General features: G+C 72.0%; 12 protein-coding genes. 9 read left to right on the top strand and 3 right to left on the bottom strand.

The features are described 5' to 3' along the window. Positions 1–19: 19 nt before the first annotated feature. Positions 20–1,642: a PucR family transcriptional regulator ligand-binding domain-containing protein gene (locus ACFY8W_RS32915; RefSeq protein WP_391113400.1), complete on the bottom strand. Its 1,623-nt coding sequence runs from the start codon at positions 1,640–1,642 to the stop codon at positions 20–22. A gap of 166 nt (positions 1,643–1,808) precedes the next feature. On the opposite strand from ACFY8W_RS32915, the gene ACFY8W_RS32910 reads away from it, so the two are divergent. Beyond that, the gene (locus ACFY8W_RS32910; protein WP_391113300.1) at positions 1,809–3,329 is read left to right on the top strand and encodes an amino acid permease; all 1,521 of its coding nucleotides are present in this window, start codon (positions 1,809–1,811) and stop codon (positions 3,327–3,329) included. A gap of 26 nt (positions 3,330–3,355) precedes the next feature. Continuing rightward, positions 3,356–4,981, top strand: coding sequence for an FAD-dependent oxidoreductase (locus ACFY8W_RS32905; RefSeq protein WP_391113297.1), 1,626 nt, complete (start codon positions 3,356–3,358; stop codon positions 4,979–4,981). Between the two features lie 9 nt (positions 4,982–4,990). Here ACFY8W_RS32905 and ACFY8W_RS32900 read toward each other — a convergent pair whose 3' ends face one another. Together ACFY8W_RS32900 and ACFY8W_RS32895 are read right to left on the bottom strand one after the other, a co-directional pair. Continuing rightward, entirely contained in the window at positions 4,991–6,379 is a 1,389-nt protein-coding gene (locus tag ACFY8W_RS32900; RefSeq protein ID WP_391113294.1) for an FAD-binding protein, read from the bottom strand. 84 nt (positions 6,380–6,463) lie between these two features. After that, positions 6,464–8,266: a glycoside hydrolase family 15 protein gene (locus tag ACFY8W_RS32895; RefSeq protein WP_391113292.1), complete on the bottom strand. Its 1,803-nt coding sequence runs from the start codon at positions 8,264–8,266 to the stop codon at positions 6,464–6,466. A gap of 565 nt (positions 8,267–8,831) precedes the next feature. Between ACFY8W_RS32895 and ACFY8W_RS32890 the strand changes: the two genes are divergently transcribed. The 7 genes from ACFY8W_RS32890 (at position 8,832) to ACFY8W_RS32860 (ending at position 17,997) form a co-directional block, all read left to right on the top strand. Then, positions 8,832–10,490, top strand: coding sequence for a CTP synthase (locus tag ACFY8W_RS32890; RefSeq protein ID WP_391113398.1), 1,659 nt, complete (start codon positions 8,832–8,834; stop codon positions 10,488–10,490). A gap of 74 nt (positions 10,491–10,564) precedes the next feature. Next, complete coding sequence (locus ACFY8W_RS32885) at positions 10,565–11,191, top strand: NUDIX domain-containing protein (RefSeq protein ID WP_391113289.1); 627 nt, start codon at positions 10,565–10,567, stop codon at positions 11,189–11,191. Positions 11,192–11,402: 211 nt separating this feature from the next. Then, positions 11,403–13,409 (top strand): tetratricopeptide repeat protein, encoded by a 2,007-nt coding sequence (locus tag ACFY8W_RS32880; protein ID WP_391113286.1) that lies wholly within the window; start codon positions 11,403–11,405, stop codon positions 13,407–13,409. Positions 13,410–13,587: 178 nt separating this feature from the next. Next, positions 13,588–14,703, top strand: coding sequence for an alanine dehydrogenase (gene ald / locus ACFY8W_RS32875; protein ID WP_391113283.1), 1,116 nt, complete (start codon positions 13,588–13,590; stop codon positions 14,701–14,703). Positions 14,704–15,134: 431 nt separating this feature from the next. Continuing rightward, positions 15,135–16,178, top strand: coding sequence for an AAA family ATPase (locus ACFY8W_RS32870; RefSeq protein ID WP_391113280.1), 1,044 nt, complete (start codon positions 15,135–15,137; stop codon positions 16,176–16,178). Next, positions 16,175–16,705, top strand: a complete 531-nt coding sequence (locus tag ACFY8W_RS32865; RefSeq protein ID WP_391113395.1) for a hypothetical protein — start codon at positions 16,175–16,177, stop codon at positions 16,703–16,705. The genes ACFY8W_RS32870 and ACFY8W_RS32865 overlap by 4 nt, the downstream gene beginning before the upstream one ends. 47 nt (positions 16,706–16,752) lie before the next feature. Next, positions 16,753–17,997, top strand: coding sequence for a segregation/condensation protein A (locus tag ACFY8W_RS32860; protein ID WP_391113277.1), 1,245 nt, complete (start codon positions 16,753–16,755; stop codon positions 17,995–17,997). Positions 17,998–18,035: the final 38 nt, after the last annotated feature.

The raw sequence follows: 18,035 nt of genomic DNA, 5'->3' as shown, positions 1-18,035 counted from the left end.
CGGAACCCCCGCGGCCTGGTCACGTCGTGTGGCGGCGGGCTCTCAGGGCCAGGCTCAGGGCCAGGACCGTCTGGGGGTCGTCCAGATCCGTGCCGAGGAGCTCGGAGATGCGGGCCAGGCGGTTGTAGAGGGTCTGCCGGTTGAGGTGGAGCTCGCGGGCCGTCTCCGCCTTGCGGCCCGCGTGGGCAAGGTAAGTCTCCAGGGTCGGCAGCAGGGGAGGCCTGGAGGTGCGGTCGTGGTCGCGGAGCGGGCCGATAGCGCGGTCCACGAAGGCCGCCAGGTCCGGGTGGTCCCGCAGCCGCCACAGCAGCAGGTCGGTGTCCAGACGGCGGGCGTCGTACCAGGGGCGGTCCGACAGGCCCTGGGCGGCCGTCGCCGTCTCCGCCGCGTGCCGCAGGCCGGCCGAGGCCGCCGCCCAGCCGCCCGCGACGCCCACCACCACGACCGGCGGGTGGGCGCCGGCGCGTTCCAGGCCGGCCCGCTCGACGCCGGCCCGCAGCGCCGCCGCGACCCGGTCCGCGACCGCCGTGCGCTCCGACTCCGAGCGCAGGCCCAGCAGGAGCGGGACCCTGCCTTCCACCGGGCGGACGCCGAGGAGGACGGGGACGCCGACCGAGGAGAGCTCCTCGAGGACCGCCCGCGCCAGGAGCGCCCAGTTGCCCGACGGGGACAGCTCGGAGGCGAGGCGCATCACGACCGGCAGGAGCGGGCCGTCGCCCGGTCTGAAGCCGAGGACGCGGGCCTGCGCCGGCGCGTCCTCCGCCGTGATCCGGCCCTCGGCGAGGTCCGTCAGGAAGTCGCCACGGCCGCGTGCCGCCAGCTCCTCCTCCTGCCGGGCCTGCATCAGGACGACCGCGAGCAGTCCCGCCGCCCGCTCCGCCGCCATCCGGTGCACCGGAGACAGCGACGAGGAGACGGCCAGCAGCACCAGCCGCGCCCGCACCGACGAGGTGCCCGGGCCGCCGCCCGGCACGTCGACCAGGACCGCGCCGGCCGGCGGTCCCGACTCGCGCGCCGCCCGCTGTCCGCGCAGCCCGTCCCACACCTGGAGCGGGTCGGCGGGCTCGGTCTCCGTGCCCGCCGCGTACAGCAGCTGGCCGTCGGCGGTCTCCAGGAAGACCGGGTTGAGCGCGAAGTCGGCCAGGATCCGCAGCACCTGCGGCACCCCGCCACCGCCGAGCAGCGCCTCGGTGCACTGCCGGTGGACCTCCTCGGCCTGGCGCAGCAGCGCGTAGTGGCCGTTGACGATCTCGGTGTGGATCTCCTCCGTCACGGCGACGAAGGGCACCTCGCGGTGCAGCTGGACCAGCGGCAGTCCGGCGGTCCGCGCCGTCTCCACGATCGTCGCCGGGAGCCGCGCGAACCGCGGGCCCAGTTCGACCACGAGGGCCGCGATGCCGCGCTCGGCGAGCCGCCGTACGAAGGCCCGCTGCTCCGCCGGGCGCGTGCCCAGGCCCATCCCGGTGGTGAGCAGCAGTTCGCCGCCCTTGAGCAGCGAGGCGATGTTCGGCACCTCGCCGGCGTGGACCCAGCGCACGGTGCGGTGCAGCCGGTCCGCGCCCGCGACGACCTCCGGGAGACCGCCGCGCAACCCCGGGAGCTCGAGCGCCCGCTGCACGGTGATCCCGCCCTGACTTTCCATCGACATGGACGGAAGCTACCCGCCGGGCCCGTCACCGCGACATCACCGGCCGGTAAACGGGCCGGACAGTTCGTACACCAGGGCGACAACTCGTCGCCCCCTGGCGGGAATTGTGCGACCGGATGTCGATTGTGGCCTACGTCACCCAAGAGGATGCTCTCGCGCCATGGCAGAGAACCCCACCCCAGAGGTCCACCGGCTCAAGGCGAACTCGGTCGGGCTCGTCGGCGTCGTCTTCATGGCCGTCGCCACCGCCGCGCCCATCACCGCGATGACCGGCAACCTCCCCATCGCCGTCGGCTTCGGCAACGGCACCGGCGCCCCCGCCGGCTATCTCTTCGCGACCGTCGTCCTCACCGTCTTCTCGGTCGGCTACGTCGCCATGGCCAAGCGGATCACCGCCGCCGGCGCCTTCTACGGCTACATCTCGCACGGCCTCGGCCGGATCGCCGGCATGGCCTCCGGCATGCTCGCCGTCCTCGCGTACATCGTCTTCGAGGCGTCCATCGTCGGCGTCTTCGCCTACTTCGCCAAGACGACCGTGGCCGACCAGCTGGGCGTGGACCTGCCGTGGATCGGCTACGCGGCGGCCATGCTCGCGGTCACCGCCGTCCTGTCGTACTTCGACATCAACCTCACCGCCAAGGCCCTCGGCGTGATGCTGGTCGCCGAGATCGCGGTCCTCTTCGCCGTCGCCACCGCCGTGCTGATCGCCGGCGGCGGACCCGACGGCATCCCGGCCGAGCCGATCAACCCCAAGAACGCCTTCACGGGCGCCTCCGCCGGCCTCGGCCTCTTCTTCGCCTTCTGGTCGTGGGTCGGCTTCGAGTCCACCGCGATGTACGGCGAGGAGTCCCGCGACCCCAAGCGGGTCATCCCGCGCGCGACGCTCATCTCCGTCATCGGCGTCGGCATCTTCTACATCTACGTGTCGTGGATGACGATCGCCGGGAACGGGCTGGCCGGCTCCGTGGAGCTGTCCGCGTCCTCCTCGCCGCTCGACCTGTTCTTCGCACCCACCGAGTCCTTCATCGGCGCCTGGGCCGTCGACGCCTTCCAGTGGCTGCTGCTCACCGGCTCCTTCGCCTGCGGCATGGCCTTCCACCAGTGCGCCTCCCGCTACCTGTACGCGATCGGCCGCGAGGGCTTCCTCCACCCGGCCCTCGGCCGTACGCACGCGAAGCACGGCTCGCCGTACGTCGCGTCCTTCGTGCAGAGCGCCATCGCCGTCGTCCTCGTCGGCGCCTTCTGGCTCACCGGCCAGGACCCGTACATCCACCTCTACACGCTGCTGGCGATCCTCGGCACGATGGCCATCCTCATCGTCCAGACCCTCTGCTCCTTCGCTGTCATCGGCTACTTCCGCAAGAACCACCCCGAGGACCGGCACTGGTTCAAGACGCTGACCGCCCCGCTGCTCGGCGGCGTCGGCATGACCGCCGTGGTCGTCCTGCTGATCATGAACATGGAGACCGCGGCCGGACTCGCCGCCGACTCGCTCTTCTTCAAGGCCATCCCCTGGATCGTCGGCGCCGTCTTCTTCGGCGGCCTCGGTCTCGGCCTCTACCTCAAGGCCCGGCGCCCCGAGCGCTACGAGATCATCGGCCGCATCGTCCTGGAGGACGCCACCGAGCGCGCCGACGACAGCACGGAGACCGCCGGCCCCGTCGCCGTACCCCAGAGCTGATCCCCCCTCACCTCCAGGAGCGCCCCATGGCACGCACCAACCCGATGCACCTCCTGAAGCACCTGGCCGCAGAGCACGCCGCCGCCCGACGCCTCGGCGTCCCCGTGGACGAGCTGCGCGGCCTGAGGAACGACGCCCTCGGGCGCCGGACCCTCCTCAAGTACGCCGCCGCGGCCGGCATCGCCGTCTCCGCCGGGACGGCCATCGCCGCCCCGGCGGCCGCCAAGGCCGTCACCCCCGCCCGGATCGCCGTCGTCGGCGCCGGCATCGCCGGCCTCACCGCGGCCCTCACCCTCCAGGACGCGGGCCTCAGCCCCGTCCTCTACGAGGCCAACCCGACCCGGGTCGGCGGCCGCATGTGGACCCAGCGCTCGCACTGGGCGTACGGGCAGACCTCCGAGATCGGCGGCGAGCTCATCGACACCAGCCACAAGAAGATCCTCGAACTCTGCCGCCGCTTCGGCCTCGCCACCGAGGACTTCCTCGGCGGCGGGCCCAACGGAGCCGAGGAGGTCCTCTGGTTCGACGGCGCCTACTACCCGCGCGAACAGGCCGACGAGGACTTCAACGCGGTCTACCAGGCCCTCCACCGCGACCTGCTCGAAGCGGGCGAGGTGAAGTGGAACCAGACCACCCCCACCGGCACCGTCCTGGACGACATGTCGATATACGAGTGGATCGAGAGCCGGGTCCCCGGCGGCCACTCCTCCCCGCTCGGGAAGTTCATGGACGTCGCCTACAACGTCGAGTACGGCGCCGACACCACCGACCAGTCCTCGCTCGCCCTGGTGCTGCTCATGGGCTACCAGACCAATCCGGGCAACTTCAACATCTGGGGCCTGTCCAACGAGCGCTACCACGTCGTCGGCGGCAACGACCGGCTCCCGAACGCCGTCGCGCAGGCCCTCGGACCCGGCACCCTGAAGATGGGCTGGTCGCTCGACGCCGTACGGGCCAACGCCGACGGCACCCAGACCCTCACCTTCACCGAGGCGGGCAGCACCCGGACCGTCACCGCCGACCACACCGTCCTGTGCGTGCCGCTGCCCGTCCTCCAGCGGCTCGACCTCGGCCGGGCCGGCTTCGACCCGCGGATGACGAACTTGCTGCGGGACGCCCGCATGGGCTACTGCACCAAGCTCAACATGCAGTTCGCCACCCGCCCCTGGCGCGGCACCGGCCCCTGGCCCGGAGTCTCCGCGGGCGACTGCTTCACCGACAGCGAGGTCCAGCAGACCTGGGACACCACCAAGATCCAGGGCGGCACCGGCGGCATCCTCATCCAGTACGGCGGCGGAACCCTCGCCAGGTCCCTGGACCCGGCCGGGCCGTTCTCCACCGAGTCCGACCCGTACGTCCGGGACCTCGTCACCCGCTACCTGAAGGGCGTCGACGCCTTCTTCCCCGGCACCTCCAAGGCCTACACCGGCCGCGCCCAGCTCTCCGCCTGGCACAAGAACCCGTACGCGCTCGGCGCCTACTCGTACTGGCCGGTGGGTTATCTGCACCGGTACGCGGGCTACGAGGGCACCGCCCAGGGCAACGTCCACATCGGCGGCGAGCACTGTTCCTACGACTTCCAGGGCTTCATGGAAGGCGGCGCCACCGAGGGCGAACGCGCCGCGCGGGAGGTGATCGCCGCGCTCAGGTGACGGGCGGGCTCAGGCGGCCGGCGCGATGTTGTGGTTGAAGCGGAAGACGTTGTCGGGGTCGTAGTCGGCCTTGACCCGGGCCAGGCGCCGGTAGTTCTCGGCGCCGAAGCCCTCCACCACCCGCTGCCGGCCCTCGTCGCCGGTGAAGTTGAGGTACACGGCGCCGGTCGACCACGGCAGCGCGTCCGCCCGCACGTCCCTGACCCACTGGATCGCCCGCTCGTCGTCGGCCGGGTCCTCCCACACCGCGAAGGGGTGCAGGCCCCAGGCCGCCGACCGCCACGGGACCGGGGAGTCCGCCGGACCGCGGGCGACCCGGCCGCCCAGCGGGAACAGCACGTGCTGCATGCCCGAGGGCACGATCATCCCGTCCGCGCGGGCGCAGAACACGTCCACCGCCGGGTCCGGGAACGCCGACAGGTACTCGGCCGACCAGTAGTTCCGCATCCCCGGCGGGTCGTCCAGCATGCACTGGAAGTCCACGTACGGCAGGTCCATCAGCAGCTCCACCGACGGCGACAGCGCGTACAGCGGATCGGCGAACGCGCGGACCTCGGCCGCCGGCCCGGCCCAGGTCACCAGGGCGCCGCTGAGCAGCGTGCCCTGCAGCTCCTCGGGGATGAACTCCTCGGGCGGCGCGTTGAGGTAGATCCCGCCGCCGCCGGCCTCGTCCGGCGCGTCCGCCATCAGGTCCCGGTACGCCCGGATGACCTCGGGGCCGGCCTCCTTGCGGAACAGCAGCATCACGAAGCCGAACTCGGGCAGCGGATGCACCCGCAGGGTCATCGAGGTGACGACCCCGAAGTTCCCGCCGCCGCCGTGCAGCGCCCAGAACAGGTCCGGGTTCTCCTCGGCGTCCGCGTGCACGTGCTTGCCCTCGGCCGTGATCAGCTCCACCGCCAGCAGGTTGTCGCACGCGAGCCCGAACTTCCGCTCCAGCCAGCCCGATCCGCCGCCCAGCGTGAAGCCGCCGACGCCCGTCGTGGACGCCCGGCCGCCGGTCACGGCCACGTGGAACGGCTGGCAGGCATGGTCCAGATGGCTCATGGTGGCCCCGCCCTCGACCCGTACGGTCATGGCCTCCGGGTCGACGACCACCGCGTGCATCCGCCGCAGGTCCACCACGAGCCCGCCGTCGTTGAGAGCCGTGCCGGCCACGCTGTGCCCGCCCCCGCGCACCGCGATCGGCAGCCCCGCCCCGCGCCCGAACAGCACGGCGTTCGACACGTCCTCGGGCGTCTCGCACTGGGCGATGACGGCGGGACGTTTGTCGATCATCCCGTTGAAGACGACCCGCGCCTCGTCGTAGCCCGGATCGCCGGGCACGAGCACCTCACCCGCGAGGTCCTCACGAAGACCCGCCAGGGCGCTGTCGGGAACGGTGGTCTGGGGAGCCATGGGAGTGCCCCCCTTTCGCGTGCGACACGGGGGACAGGACACCTTCATCGTAGGTCCGGGCCCTGCCCTCCGCCGCTCGGGACGTCAGCCCCCGTACGCGCCCGAAGCGGTGAGCCGCAGGGCCGTGTCGATCAGCGGGACGTGGCTGAAAGCCTGCGGGAAGTTGCCCACCTGGCGCTGGAGCCGCGGGTCCCACTCCTCCGCGAGCAGCCCCAGGTCGTTGCGGAGCGACAGCAGCCGCTCGAACAGCTTCCGGGCCTCGTCGACCCGGCCGATCATCGCCAGGTCGTCCGCGAGCCAGAACGAACAGGCGAGGAATGCGCCCTCGTCGCCCTCCAGGCCGTCCACGCCGGCCTCCTCGCCGGCGGTCGGGTAGCGCAGCACGAAGCCGTCCTCCGTGGACAGCTCCCGCTGGATCGCCTCGATCGTGCCGATCACCCGCTTGTCGTCCGGCGGCAGGAAGCCCATCTGCGGGATCAGCAGCAGCGAGGCGTCCAGCTCCCGGGAGCCGTAGGACTGCGTGAAGGTGTTCCGCTCCGGGTCGTAGCCCTTCTCGCAGACGTCCCGGTGGATCTCGTCGCGCAGCTCGCGCCAGCGCTCCAGCGGGCCGTCCGCGTCACCGGACTCGATGAGCTTGATCGTGCGGTCCACCGCCACCCAGGCCATCACCTTGGAATGGGTGAAGTGCCGGCGCGGGCCGCGTACCTCCCAGATGCCCTCGTCGGGCTGGTCCCAGTTCTTCTCCAGGTAGTTGATCAGCTTGATCTGCAGCAGCGAGGCGTAGTCGTTGCGCGACAGGCCCGTCATGTGCGCCAGGTGCAGGGCCTCGGTGACCTCGCCGTACACGTCCAGCTGGAGCTGGTTGGCGGCCCCGTTGCCGACCCGGACCGGGCCGGAGTTCTCGTAGCCTGGCAGCCAGTCCAGCTCCGCCTCGCCGAGCTCCCGCTCGCCCGCGATGCCGTACATGATCTGCAGGTTCTCCGGGTCGCCCGCGACCGCGCGGAGCAGCCAGTCCCGCCAGGCGCGGGCCTCCTCGCGGTAGCCGGTGCGCAGCATCGAGGAGAGGGTGATCGCCGCGTCCCGCAGCCAGGTGTAGCGGTAGTCCCAGTTGCGGACGCCGCCGATCTCCTCGGGCAGGGAGGTGGTCGGCGCGGCCACGATCCCGCCGGTCGGCGCGTACGTGAGCGCCTTGAGGGTGATCAGGGAGCGGACCACGGCCTCCCGGTACGGGCCGTGGTACGTGCAGTGATCGACCCACTCGCGCCAGAAGTCGGCGGTCGCCTCCAGCGAGCCCTCCGGGTCCGGCAGCGGCGGCGGCTCCTTGTGGGAGGGCTGCCAGGAGAGCGTGAAGGTGATCTTGTCACCGGGCGTGACCGTGAACTCGGAGTACGTGGTGAGGTCCTTGCCGTGGGTCTCGGCGTCGGTGTCCAGCCACACGGAGTCGGGGCCCGCGACGGCCACCGTGCGCTCGCCGACCTTGTGCACCCAGGGCACCACCCGGCCGTAGCTGAAGCGCATGCGCAGGCTGGAGCGCATCGGCACCCGGCCGCTGACGCCCTCGACCACCCGGATCAGCTGCGGGGCGCCGTCACGCGGCGGCATGAAGTCGGTCACCCGGACCGTGCCCCGCGGGGTGTCCCACTCGGATTCCAGGATGAGCGAGTCGCCGCGGTAGCGGCGCCGGTCGGCCGGGGCCGCCGGGGCGCCCTCCGGGCCGGCCGGGCCGACCCGCCAGAAGCCGTGCTCCTCGGTGCCGAGCAGTCCCGCGAAGACTGCGTGCGAATCGAAGCGGGGCAGGCAGAGCCAGTCGACACTGCCGTCCCGGCAGACCAGGGCGGCGGTCTGCATGTCTCCGATGAGTGCGTAATCCTCGATGCGCCCGGCCACGTGCTTCACTCCAGATCGAACGGCCACGTCCGCCCCGCGGGGCGTTTCCGCCCCGGAGGGCGATTCGTACAGGTCAGCGGGTCAAGGGATCGTTGACGAGCTCTTGGTCCGGCTGACAGGCGGGGGTGGTGCCGTGCCGGTCCGGCTCGGCAGCGCATGTCCGAGCAGGATACGACGCACCCTAGTGACCGGCTGCGCCGATCTTGTAACGCCGTTGCGCCGTTCGGGTGAACAGGTCTTGACCCCGCCCGGGCGACGGCTGTGCCCCCACCCATGGTGCACGGCCGAGCCGGTTCCGACTCGGCCCGGGCGGCGGCAGTGCCCCCACCCATGGTGCATGGCCGAGCCGGTTCCGAACCGGCGTGTCGCCCACCGTATGCACCCGACTGCCCCGTGTGGCCGGAAGCCATCTCCCGATGTCGCTGATACCCTGGTACCCCGTGGACCGGTGGGAAACGGCGACAGCCGAGGACCCCGAAACCGCAGCGACGGCACCCCCCGATTCTTCCGGAGGGGACGCCGGAACGCACTTCCAGAACGCGACCACGGGAGCCCCCTCTTGGCGATGCCGCCCAACACCACGACGACCAAGCACATCTTCGTCACCGGGGGTGTCGCCTCCTCCCTCGGCAAGGGCCTGACCGCCTCCAGCCTGGGTGCGCTCCTCAAGGCCCGGGGCCTGCGGGTCACGATGCAGAAGCTCGACCCGTACCTGAACGTCGACCCCGGCACGATGAACCCGTTCCAGCACGGCGAGGTGTTCGTCACCAACGACGGCGCCGAGACCGACCTGGACATCGGCCACTACGAGCGCTTCCTCGACGTCGACCTCGACGGCTCGGCCAACGTCACCACCGGTCAGGTCTACTCGCAGGTCATCGCCAAGGAGCGGCGCGGCGAGTACCTCGGTGACACCGTGCAGGTCATCCCGCACATCACCAACGAGATCAAGTCCCGCATCCGCCGCATGGCCACCGACGACGTCGACGTCGTCATCACCGAGGTCGGCGGCACCGTCGGCGACATCGAGTCGCTGCCCTTCCTGGAGACCGTCCGCCAGGTCCGCCACGAGGTCGGCCGCGACAACGTCTTCGTCGTGCACATCTCGCTGCTGCCCTACATCGGCCCCTCCGGCGAGCTGAAGACCAAGCCGACCCAGCACTCGGTCGCCGCCCTGCGCAACATCGGCATCCAGCCCGACGCCATCGTGCTGCGCGCCGACCGCGAGGTCCCGACCGCCATCAAGCGCAAGATCTCGCTGATGTGCGACGTCGACGAGGCCGCGGTCGTCGCCGCGATCGACGCCAAGTCGATCTACGACATCCCGAAGGTCCTGCACTCCGAGGGCCTGGACGCCTACGTCGTCCGCAAGCTCGACCTGCCCTTCCGCGACGTGGACTGGACCGTCTGGGAGGACCTCCTGGACCGCGTCCACAACCCGGAGCACGAGGTCACCGTCGCGCTCGTCGGCAAGTACATCGACCTGCCCGACGCCTACCTGTCGGTCACCGAGGCCATGCGGGCCGGCGGCTTCGCCAACAAGGCCCGGGTCAAGGTCAAGTGGGTCACCTCCGACGACTGCAAGACCGAGGCCGGCGCCGAGAAGCAGCTCGGCGACTGCGACGCGATCCTGATCCCCGGCGGCTTCGGCGACCGCGGTGTGGCCGGCAAGGTCGGCGCCATCCGCTACGCCCGCGAGAACAAGGTGCCGCTGCTCGGCATCTGCCTCGGCCTGCAGTGCATCGTGATCGAGGCCGCCCGCAACCTGGCCGACATCCCCGAGGCGAACTCCACCGAGTTCGACCCCGCCACCGCGCACCCCGTCGTCTCGACGATGGAGGAGCAGCTGGCCTACGTCGAGGGCGCCGGCGACCTGGGCGGAACGATGCGCCTGGGCCTGTACCCGGCCAAGCTCGCCGAGGGCTCGGTCGTCCGCGAGACCTACTCCGACGAGCCGTACGTCGAGGAGCGCCACCGCCACCGCTACGAGGTGAACAACGCCTACCGCGCGGAACTGGAGAAGAAGGCCGGTCTGGTCTTCTCCGGCACCTCCCCGGACAACAAGCTCGTCGAGTTCGTCGAGTACCCGAAGGACGTCCACCCGTACCTGGTCGCCACCCAGGCGCACCCGGAGCTCAAGTCCCGCCCGACCCGCCCGCACCCGCTGTTCGCGGGTCTGGTGAAGGCGGCCGTCGAGCGCAAGACGGGCAAGTCCGCCGAGTAGATCACTGGCGTTAACGTTGCCGGGGTACGGGTCCTGTGGACCCGTACCCCGGCTTTCGTACGAGAGGACTACCGATGCAGGTGCAGGACACCCCGGAGGAGTGGCGGGTCGTCGCCACCACCACCCCCTTCACGGGCAACAAGACGAGTGTCCGCACGGACGACGTGGTCATGCCGGACGGCGCGGTCGTCCGCCGCGACTACCAGGTCCACCCCGGCTCGGTCGCCGTCCTCGCCCTCGACGGCCAGGACCGGGTCGTGCTGCTCAAGCAGTACCGCCACCCGGTGCGGCAGAAGCTGTGGGAGATCCCGGCCGGACTGCTCGACGTGCCCGGCGAGAACCCGCTGCACGCCGCGCAGCGCGAGCTGTACGAGGAGGCGCACGTCAAGGCCGAGGACTGGCGGGTGCTGACCGACGTCTACACCACGCCCGGCGGCTGCGACGAGGCCGTGCGGATCTTCCTGGCGCGCGACCTGTCCGAGGCGGAGGGCGAGCGGTACGCGGTCGCCGAGGAGGAGGCCGACATGGAGCTCACCCGGGTGCCGCTGGACGAGCTCGTCCGCGGTGTCCTGGCCGGGGAGCTGCACAACAACTGCCTGGTCGTCGGCGTGCTCTCGCTGGTGGCCGCCCGCGCGGGCGACGGCCTGGACGCACTGCGCCCGGCGGACGCGCCCTGGCCGGCGCGCCCGTTCGAGGCGTGAGGGGCGACCCACTGGCGGGAGCCTCCGCCCCCGGCCGGCCCCGGCCCGGGCCACGACGGCCGGGCCGCCGGTCGGACAATCCAGTGATCCGATCGGGCGATTTGCCCGCCGCGCTCCGCCGGGTCCGGCGCACGGGCTGAACTACGCTCGGGAACGCCCGTGCGGAGCCCCCCGCGGGATGGTCGTGCGCAGGTGGACGGGAGCGTGGCCCGTGACGGATCAGGCGGTGGCGGCGGTCGGCGCCTCGCAGTTCTACGGTCGCCAGCGGGAGTTGAAGGCACTGCGGGCCGACATCGAACGCACCGGGCTCGACACCCTGACCGGCCGCAAGGCGCCCCGCGCCCGGGTCCTGCTCATCGCGGGCAAGCCCGGCTCGGGGCGGACCGCGCTCGCCGACGAACTGGTCGGCCGGCTCGCCGCCGACTACCCCGACGGGGTGTTCCGGGTGCGGCTCACCGAGGCCGGCGGCGAACCCGTCCCCACCGCCCGCGCCGCCCAGGAGCTGCTCGCCGCGCTCGGCGTCGCCGAGCCGCCCGGCGCCGCCGAGGACGAACTCACCGCCCTGGTCCGCGGCGCCTTCGACGGCCGCAGAGCCCTGCTGCTCCTCGACGACGCCGTCGACGCCGAGCAGGTCGACCCGCTGCTGCCCGACAACCCCGACAGCCTGGTCGTGGGCGTGGCGCGCGGCCCGCTCACCGGCATCCCGGACGTCCGGCCCTGCACGGTCGGCGGTCTCGACCCCAAGTCGTCCATCGAACTGCTCACCGCCTTCACCGGCTCCGTCCGCGTCACCGTCGACCCGCAGGCCGCCGAGAGCCTGGCCGAGGAGTGCGGCGGACTGCCCGGCGCCCTGGTGCTGGCCGGCGGCTGGCTCGCCGCGCGCCCCAAGGCCTCGGTCGCCGATCTCACCAAGCGGCTGCGCGCCCTCACCGGCGACCCGGTCGAGCGGGCCTTCGTCCTGGTCCACGAGTCGCTGCCGCAGCCGGCCGCCCGGATACTGCGACACCTGTGCCTGGCCCCGCTGGGCCGGGCCGACGCCCACACCGCCTCCGCGCTGGCCGGCTGCTCGGTGTCCGCCGCCGCGACCACCCTCGCCGACCTCGCCGCGCTCCGTCTCGTACGGGAGATCCCGGGCCGGGACGGGCGGTGCGAGGACGGGCAGTACGAGGTGCCCGGACACCTGGTGCCGCTGCTGCGGGCCGAGCTCGCGGAGCAGGACCGGCCGGCCGAGGTGCAGCTCGCGCGGGCGCGGATGCTGGAGCGGACGGTGCGACTGCTGCAGTCCAGCCGCGCCGTCACCGAGGCCGAGGGCTCCCCGGCCCGCCGCAAGCTCGCCGGGCTGCCCCGCGCCCTGCGCTTCCCGAACGCGGCGACCGCCGCCGCCTGGCTGGACAGCCGCCGGCCCGTGCTGCTCGCCGCGGCCCGGCTCGCGGTCGCCGACGGAGAGCTCGACACGCTGGCCCGCCGGCTGATCGCGGCACTCGTCCGGGCCCTCGCCGCGCACCGGGGGGCCGAGGCCGCCGCGCCCGACCTCTACGGGCTGCACCGGCTGGTCCTCGACGTCGCCGAGCGGCGCGGGCTGCACCGGGAGCGGGCCGCGGCCCTGCTGAACCTGGCCGACCTGGACGCCAGGACCGGACGAACTCAGGACGCCTTGCTGCGATATCGGTCGGCCTTGGACGCCGGACGCAAAGCAAATGACCCGTATGCGACCGGTCGTGCAATGGAATCCGTAGGTGGCAGTTATCAGGAGCTGGGGGACTGGCAGCGGGCCGGCGACTGGTACGGCCGCGCCCTCGCGCAGCGGCTGGCCCGCGACGAGCGCGCGGACCAGGCCCGGCTGTACGGCCGGCTCGGCGCGGTGCACACCTACGCCGGGCGGTACGGGGAGGCGCTGCGCAACTGGCGGGCCGCCGCCGCGGGCTACCGGCGGCTCGCCGATCTCCCCGGCTACGCACGGGCGTTGAGCGAGGCTGCCCGGGTCCAGGAGTACGCGGGCCGGCCCGAGGAGTCGCTGCGGACCTGCGAGGAAGCGGTGGAGTGGGCGCGCCGCGCGAAGGACGAGCGGCTCCAGGCCGCGCTGCAGCTGAGGCTGGCCGACACCCTCGACCGGCTCGGCGACCCCGCCGCGGCCCGGCTGCACAGGTCCGCGGCGGAGAGGCTGCTGGGAACCGACTCCTCCGCCTACGAAATCCGCAGTGGTTCCGGCGAAGATTAATACTTTGAAAGGCTAGACAGCGGGAACTCCTTCATTAGACTGGTCGCGCCGCGTTCGAACGTGGTCTGCCCCGGTGCGCCGCAGTGCATCCGGGTATGAATGGCTTTGTCACACCTTTTGGCTCTGACGCGCCACAGCACCCCCAGTTGTCCCCCCGATACAAGGACCGTGATCGACGATGAAGGTCGGCATCCCCCGCGAGGTCAAGAACAACGAGTTCCGCGTGGCCATCACCCCTGCCGGTGTCCACGAGCTCGTCCGCAACGGTCACCAGGTCTTCATCGAGCAGAACGCCGGTGTCGGCTCCTCGATCACGGACGAGGAGTACGTCGCCGCCGGCGCCGAGATCCTCGCCGGTGCCGACGAGGTCTGGGCCACCGCCGACCTGCTGCTCAAGGTCAAGGAGCCGATCGCGGAGGAGTACCACCGTCTCCGCAAGGACCAGACCCTCTTCACCTACCTGCACCTCGCCGCCTCCAAGGAGTGCACCGACGCCCTCCTGGAGTCCGGCACCACCGCCATCGCGTACGAGACGGTCGAGACCGCGAACCGCGCGCTCCCGCTGCTCGCCCCGATGTCCGAGGTCGCGGGCCGCCTGGCCCCGCAGGTCGGCGCCTACCACCTGATGCGCTCGGCCGGCGGCCGCGGCGTGCTCCCCGGCGGCGTCCCCGGCACCCACGCCGGCGAGTGCGTCGTCATCGGCGGCGGCGTCTCCGGCTGGAACGCCGTGCAGATCGCCATCGGCCTGGGCTTCCACGTGACCCTGCTCGACCGCGACATCAACAAGCTCCGTGAGGCCGACAAGATCTTCGGCACGAAGGTCAAGACGATCGTCTCCAACGCCTTCGAGCTGGAAAAGGCCGTCGTCGAGGCCGACCTCGTCGTCGGCGCCGTCCTCATCCCGGGTGCCAAGGCCCCGAAGCTGGTCACCAACGAGCTCGTCGCCAAGATGAAGCCCGGAAGTGTCCTTGTCGACATTGCCATCGACCAGGGCGGCTGCTTCGAGGACTCCCGTCCGACCACCCACGCCGAGCCGACCTTCCAGGTCCACAACTCGGTCTTCTACTGCGTCGCCAACATGCCGGGCGCGGTCCCGAACACCTCCACCTACGCCCTCACCAACGCCACGCTGCCCTACATCGTGTCGCTGGCGAACAACGGCTGGGTCGAGGCGCTGCGCCGCGACGCCGCCCTCGCCAAGGGTCTCAACACCCATGACGGCAAGGTGGTTTACAAGGAGGTCGCCGAGGCGCACGGCTACGAGCACCTCGAGCTGAGCAGCCTCCTGGGCTGATCTGCGAGGGCGGAGGGTCAACCCTCACCGTCAACCTCGCGCACCGGGCCGGACCTTGTCGAGCAAGGTCCGGCCCGATGTGTGTCCGGCCACGTTCCGACGCTCGGTCAACTCGCCTCGAACGTAACTCTTTAACCGTTTCGCGCACCCCTGAAACGTGCGGTTCCATGCCTGCGCACCCTTGACAGCGGGGTGTTCGGTTGCCGACACATCGGGCCGGGTCCGGCGGATTGTGTTGCTGCGGAGCGGTGACACGCCATAGAGTCGCCAACCGTCGGCATGGTGCCACGCTGACCTATCGATAAATGTTCCTGACCACATCCAAGGAGGTAAGACGACTTGTGAATGAGTCGACATTTACTCCCGAGGGTGGCGAGCCAGGGGCCCCGATCGGCTCCGTCGCGGTGCGGACCTTCGCGACGCACCAGCCCATGACGACAGCCCATACGATGAAGATGACGGACGGCCTACACGTGAACGCCACGGCCGGCAACGAGATGGGCCGAGAGTCCACCCACTTCGCCGCCTACGACGAGGTGCCCGAGGGGCACTTCTACGACCCCGACGCCGAGTACGAGCCCGACCCGGAGTACGCGGCCACCCTCGCACCGGACGCTGCCCGCCAGCGCCGCGAGCGGATCGGCCCCACCGGACGGCCCCTGCCGTACTTCCCGATCCCGGGCCCGCTGACCGACCACGGCCCCGCGAAGATCATCGCGATGTGCAACCAGAAGGGCGGCGTCGGCAAGACCACGTCGACCATCAACCTGGGCGCCGCGCTCGCGGAGTACGGACGACGGGTGCTGCTCGTCGACTTCGACCCGCAGGGCGCCCTGTCGGTCGGCCTCGGCGTGAACCCGATGGAGCTCGACCTCACCGTCTACAACCTGCTCATGGAGCGGGGCATGTCGGCGGACGAGGTGCTGCTCAAGACCGCCGTGCCCAACATGGACCTGCTGCCGAGCAACATCGACCTGTCGGCTGCCGAGGTCCAGCTGGTCTCCGAGGTCGCGCGCGAGTCCACGCTGCAGCGGGCGCTGAAGCCGCTGATGAACGACTACGACTACATCGTGATCGACTGTCAGCCCTCCCTCGGCCTGCTGACCGTGAACGCCCTGACGGCCGCTCACAAGGTCATCGTGCCGCTGGAATGCGAGTTCTTCGCGCTGCGCGGCGTGGCCCTGCTGACCGAGACCATCGAGAAGGTCCAGGAGCGGCTCAACCCCGACCTGGAGCTCGACGGCATCCTCGCCACGATGTACGACTCGCGGACGGTGCACTCGCGCGAGGTGCTCGCGCGCGTCGTCGAGGCCTTCGACGACCACGTGTACCACACGGTGATCGGCCGGACCGTGCGCTTCCCGGAGACCACGGTCGCCGGTGAGCCCATCACCACGTACGCCTCGAACAGCGTGGGCGCCGCCGCCTACCGTCAGCTCGCCAGGGAGGTGCTCGCCCGGTGTCACGCCGAGTGAGTCTGCCCGGCGCCGACGAACTGTTCCGTACGACCGGGGGGATGGCGCTCCAGGCCTCCTCGCCGCGCCGGACCGTACCGGCACCGGCGGGCGAGAGCGACTCGGCGGCGGCCACGGCCGCGGCGGCGGAGGGCCCCGCGGAGCACACGGCCGCGGACACCGAGGCGGCGGAGCCGCGCGCCCGGACGGCGGAGTCCGCCGCGCCGGCCGCGCCCGCTTCCGCGAACGCTCCCGGCTCCGCGGCGGCCAAGGGCGCTGCCGCTCCCGCCGCGAACGCCGCCCGTCGACGGAGCCGCACCGCCAACCGGCGCCCGAGCGGGCGTGAGCGCCACGACGAGAAGATCACGGTCTACGTCTCCGCGGAGGAGCTGATGGACCTGGAGCACGCGCGCCTGGTGCTGCGCGGCGAGCACGGCCTGGCGGTCGACCGCGGCCGGATCGTCCGCGAGGCGGTCGCGGTGGTCCTCGCGGACCTGGAGTCCCGCGGCGACGCGAGCATCCTCGTGCGCCGCCTGCGCGGTCGCTGACGGTAGCCTGCGGGCTGCCGCACCCCCGCTCCACCAGGACCCTCCCGATGCCCCCTCCCCCTCCCTCTGACGAAACGTCCCGCCCGCCGCGCCGGCGCACCCTGGGGCGTGGGCCGGGCGCGTCGCCGTCGAGCCCGCCGCCGCCCCGGCCGGCGGCTCCGCCCGCGGCGGAGGATTCGACATCGGTGGACGACTCACGTCCGGCGGAGGACTCGCGTCCGGTGGACGACTCACGTCCGGAGTGGGACTCGCGTCCCGCGGAGGACTCACCCCCGTCGGAGGTCGCGCCCCTGCCGCAGGTCGCACCCCTGCCGGAGGACGTGCCCGCGCCGGAGGCCTCCGCCCCGCCCGGGCCCTCGGCGGCGCCGACCGGGCCCTCCGACGGAGGCCGGGGCGGGAGCACCCCGGCCCTCTCCCCGTCCTCACCGCCGACGCCGTCCTCACCGCCGACGCCGCCGACGACGCCGGCGGTGTCGTCGGCAGAAGGGCCGGGCGAGGCCGGTGACGGGCGGTTCACCGTGCGGCTCGCGAACTTCGAGGGGCCGTTCGACCTGCTGCTGCAGCTGATCGCCAAGCACAAGCTGGACGTCACCGAGGTCGCCCTGTCCAAGGTGACCGACGAGTTCATGGCGCACATCCGGGCCATGGGGCCCGACTGGGACCTCGACCAGACGACCGAGTTCCTTGTCGTCGCCGCGACCCTGCTCGACCTGAAGGCGGCGCGGCTGCTGCCGGCCGCCGAGGTCGAGGACGAGGCGGATCTCGCGCTGCTCGAGGCGCGGGACCTGCTGTTCGCGCGACTGCTGCAGTACCGCGCGTACAAGCAGATCGCCGACATCTTCGGCGAGCGGTGGGAGGCCGAGGGGCGCCGCTACCCGCGCACCGTCGGTCTCGAGCCGCAGCACGCCGAGCTGCTGCCCGAGGTCGTCATCTCCATCGGTGCCGAGGGCTTCGCCCGGCTCGCCGTGAAGGCCATGCAGCCCAAGGCCAAGCCCGAGGTGTACGTCGACCACATCCACGCCCCGCTCGTCAGCGTGCGCGAGCAGGCCGCCGTGGTCGTCGCGCTGCTGCGGGAGAAGGGCACCGCCACCTTCCGGGAGCTCGTCACCGGCGTCGACGACACCCTCACCGTCGTCGCCCGCTTCCTCGCCCTGCTGGAGCTCTACCGCGAGAAGGCCGTCGCCCTCGACCAGGAGACCGCCCTCGGCGACCTCACCGTGTCCTGGACCGGCGGGGAGGCGGACCCGTCCGGGGCCGTCACCGACGAATTCGATCAGGAGGACGCCACGTGAACGATCCCAGGCCCGAGGACGGGCCCGCGATCAAGCCC

Source organism: Streptomyces sp. NPDC012637 (assembly GCF_042954805.1).
GTDB lineage: Bacteria > Actinomycetota > Actinomycetes > Streptomycetales > Streptomycetaceae > Streptomyces.
Note: the sequence above shows the minus strand (reverse complement) of the source record. Positions and strands in the feature narration are given on the sequence as shown.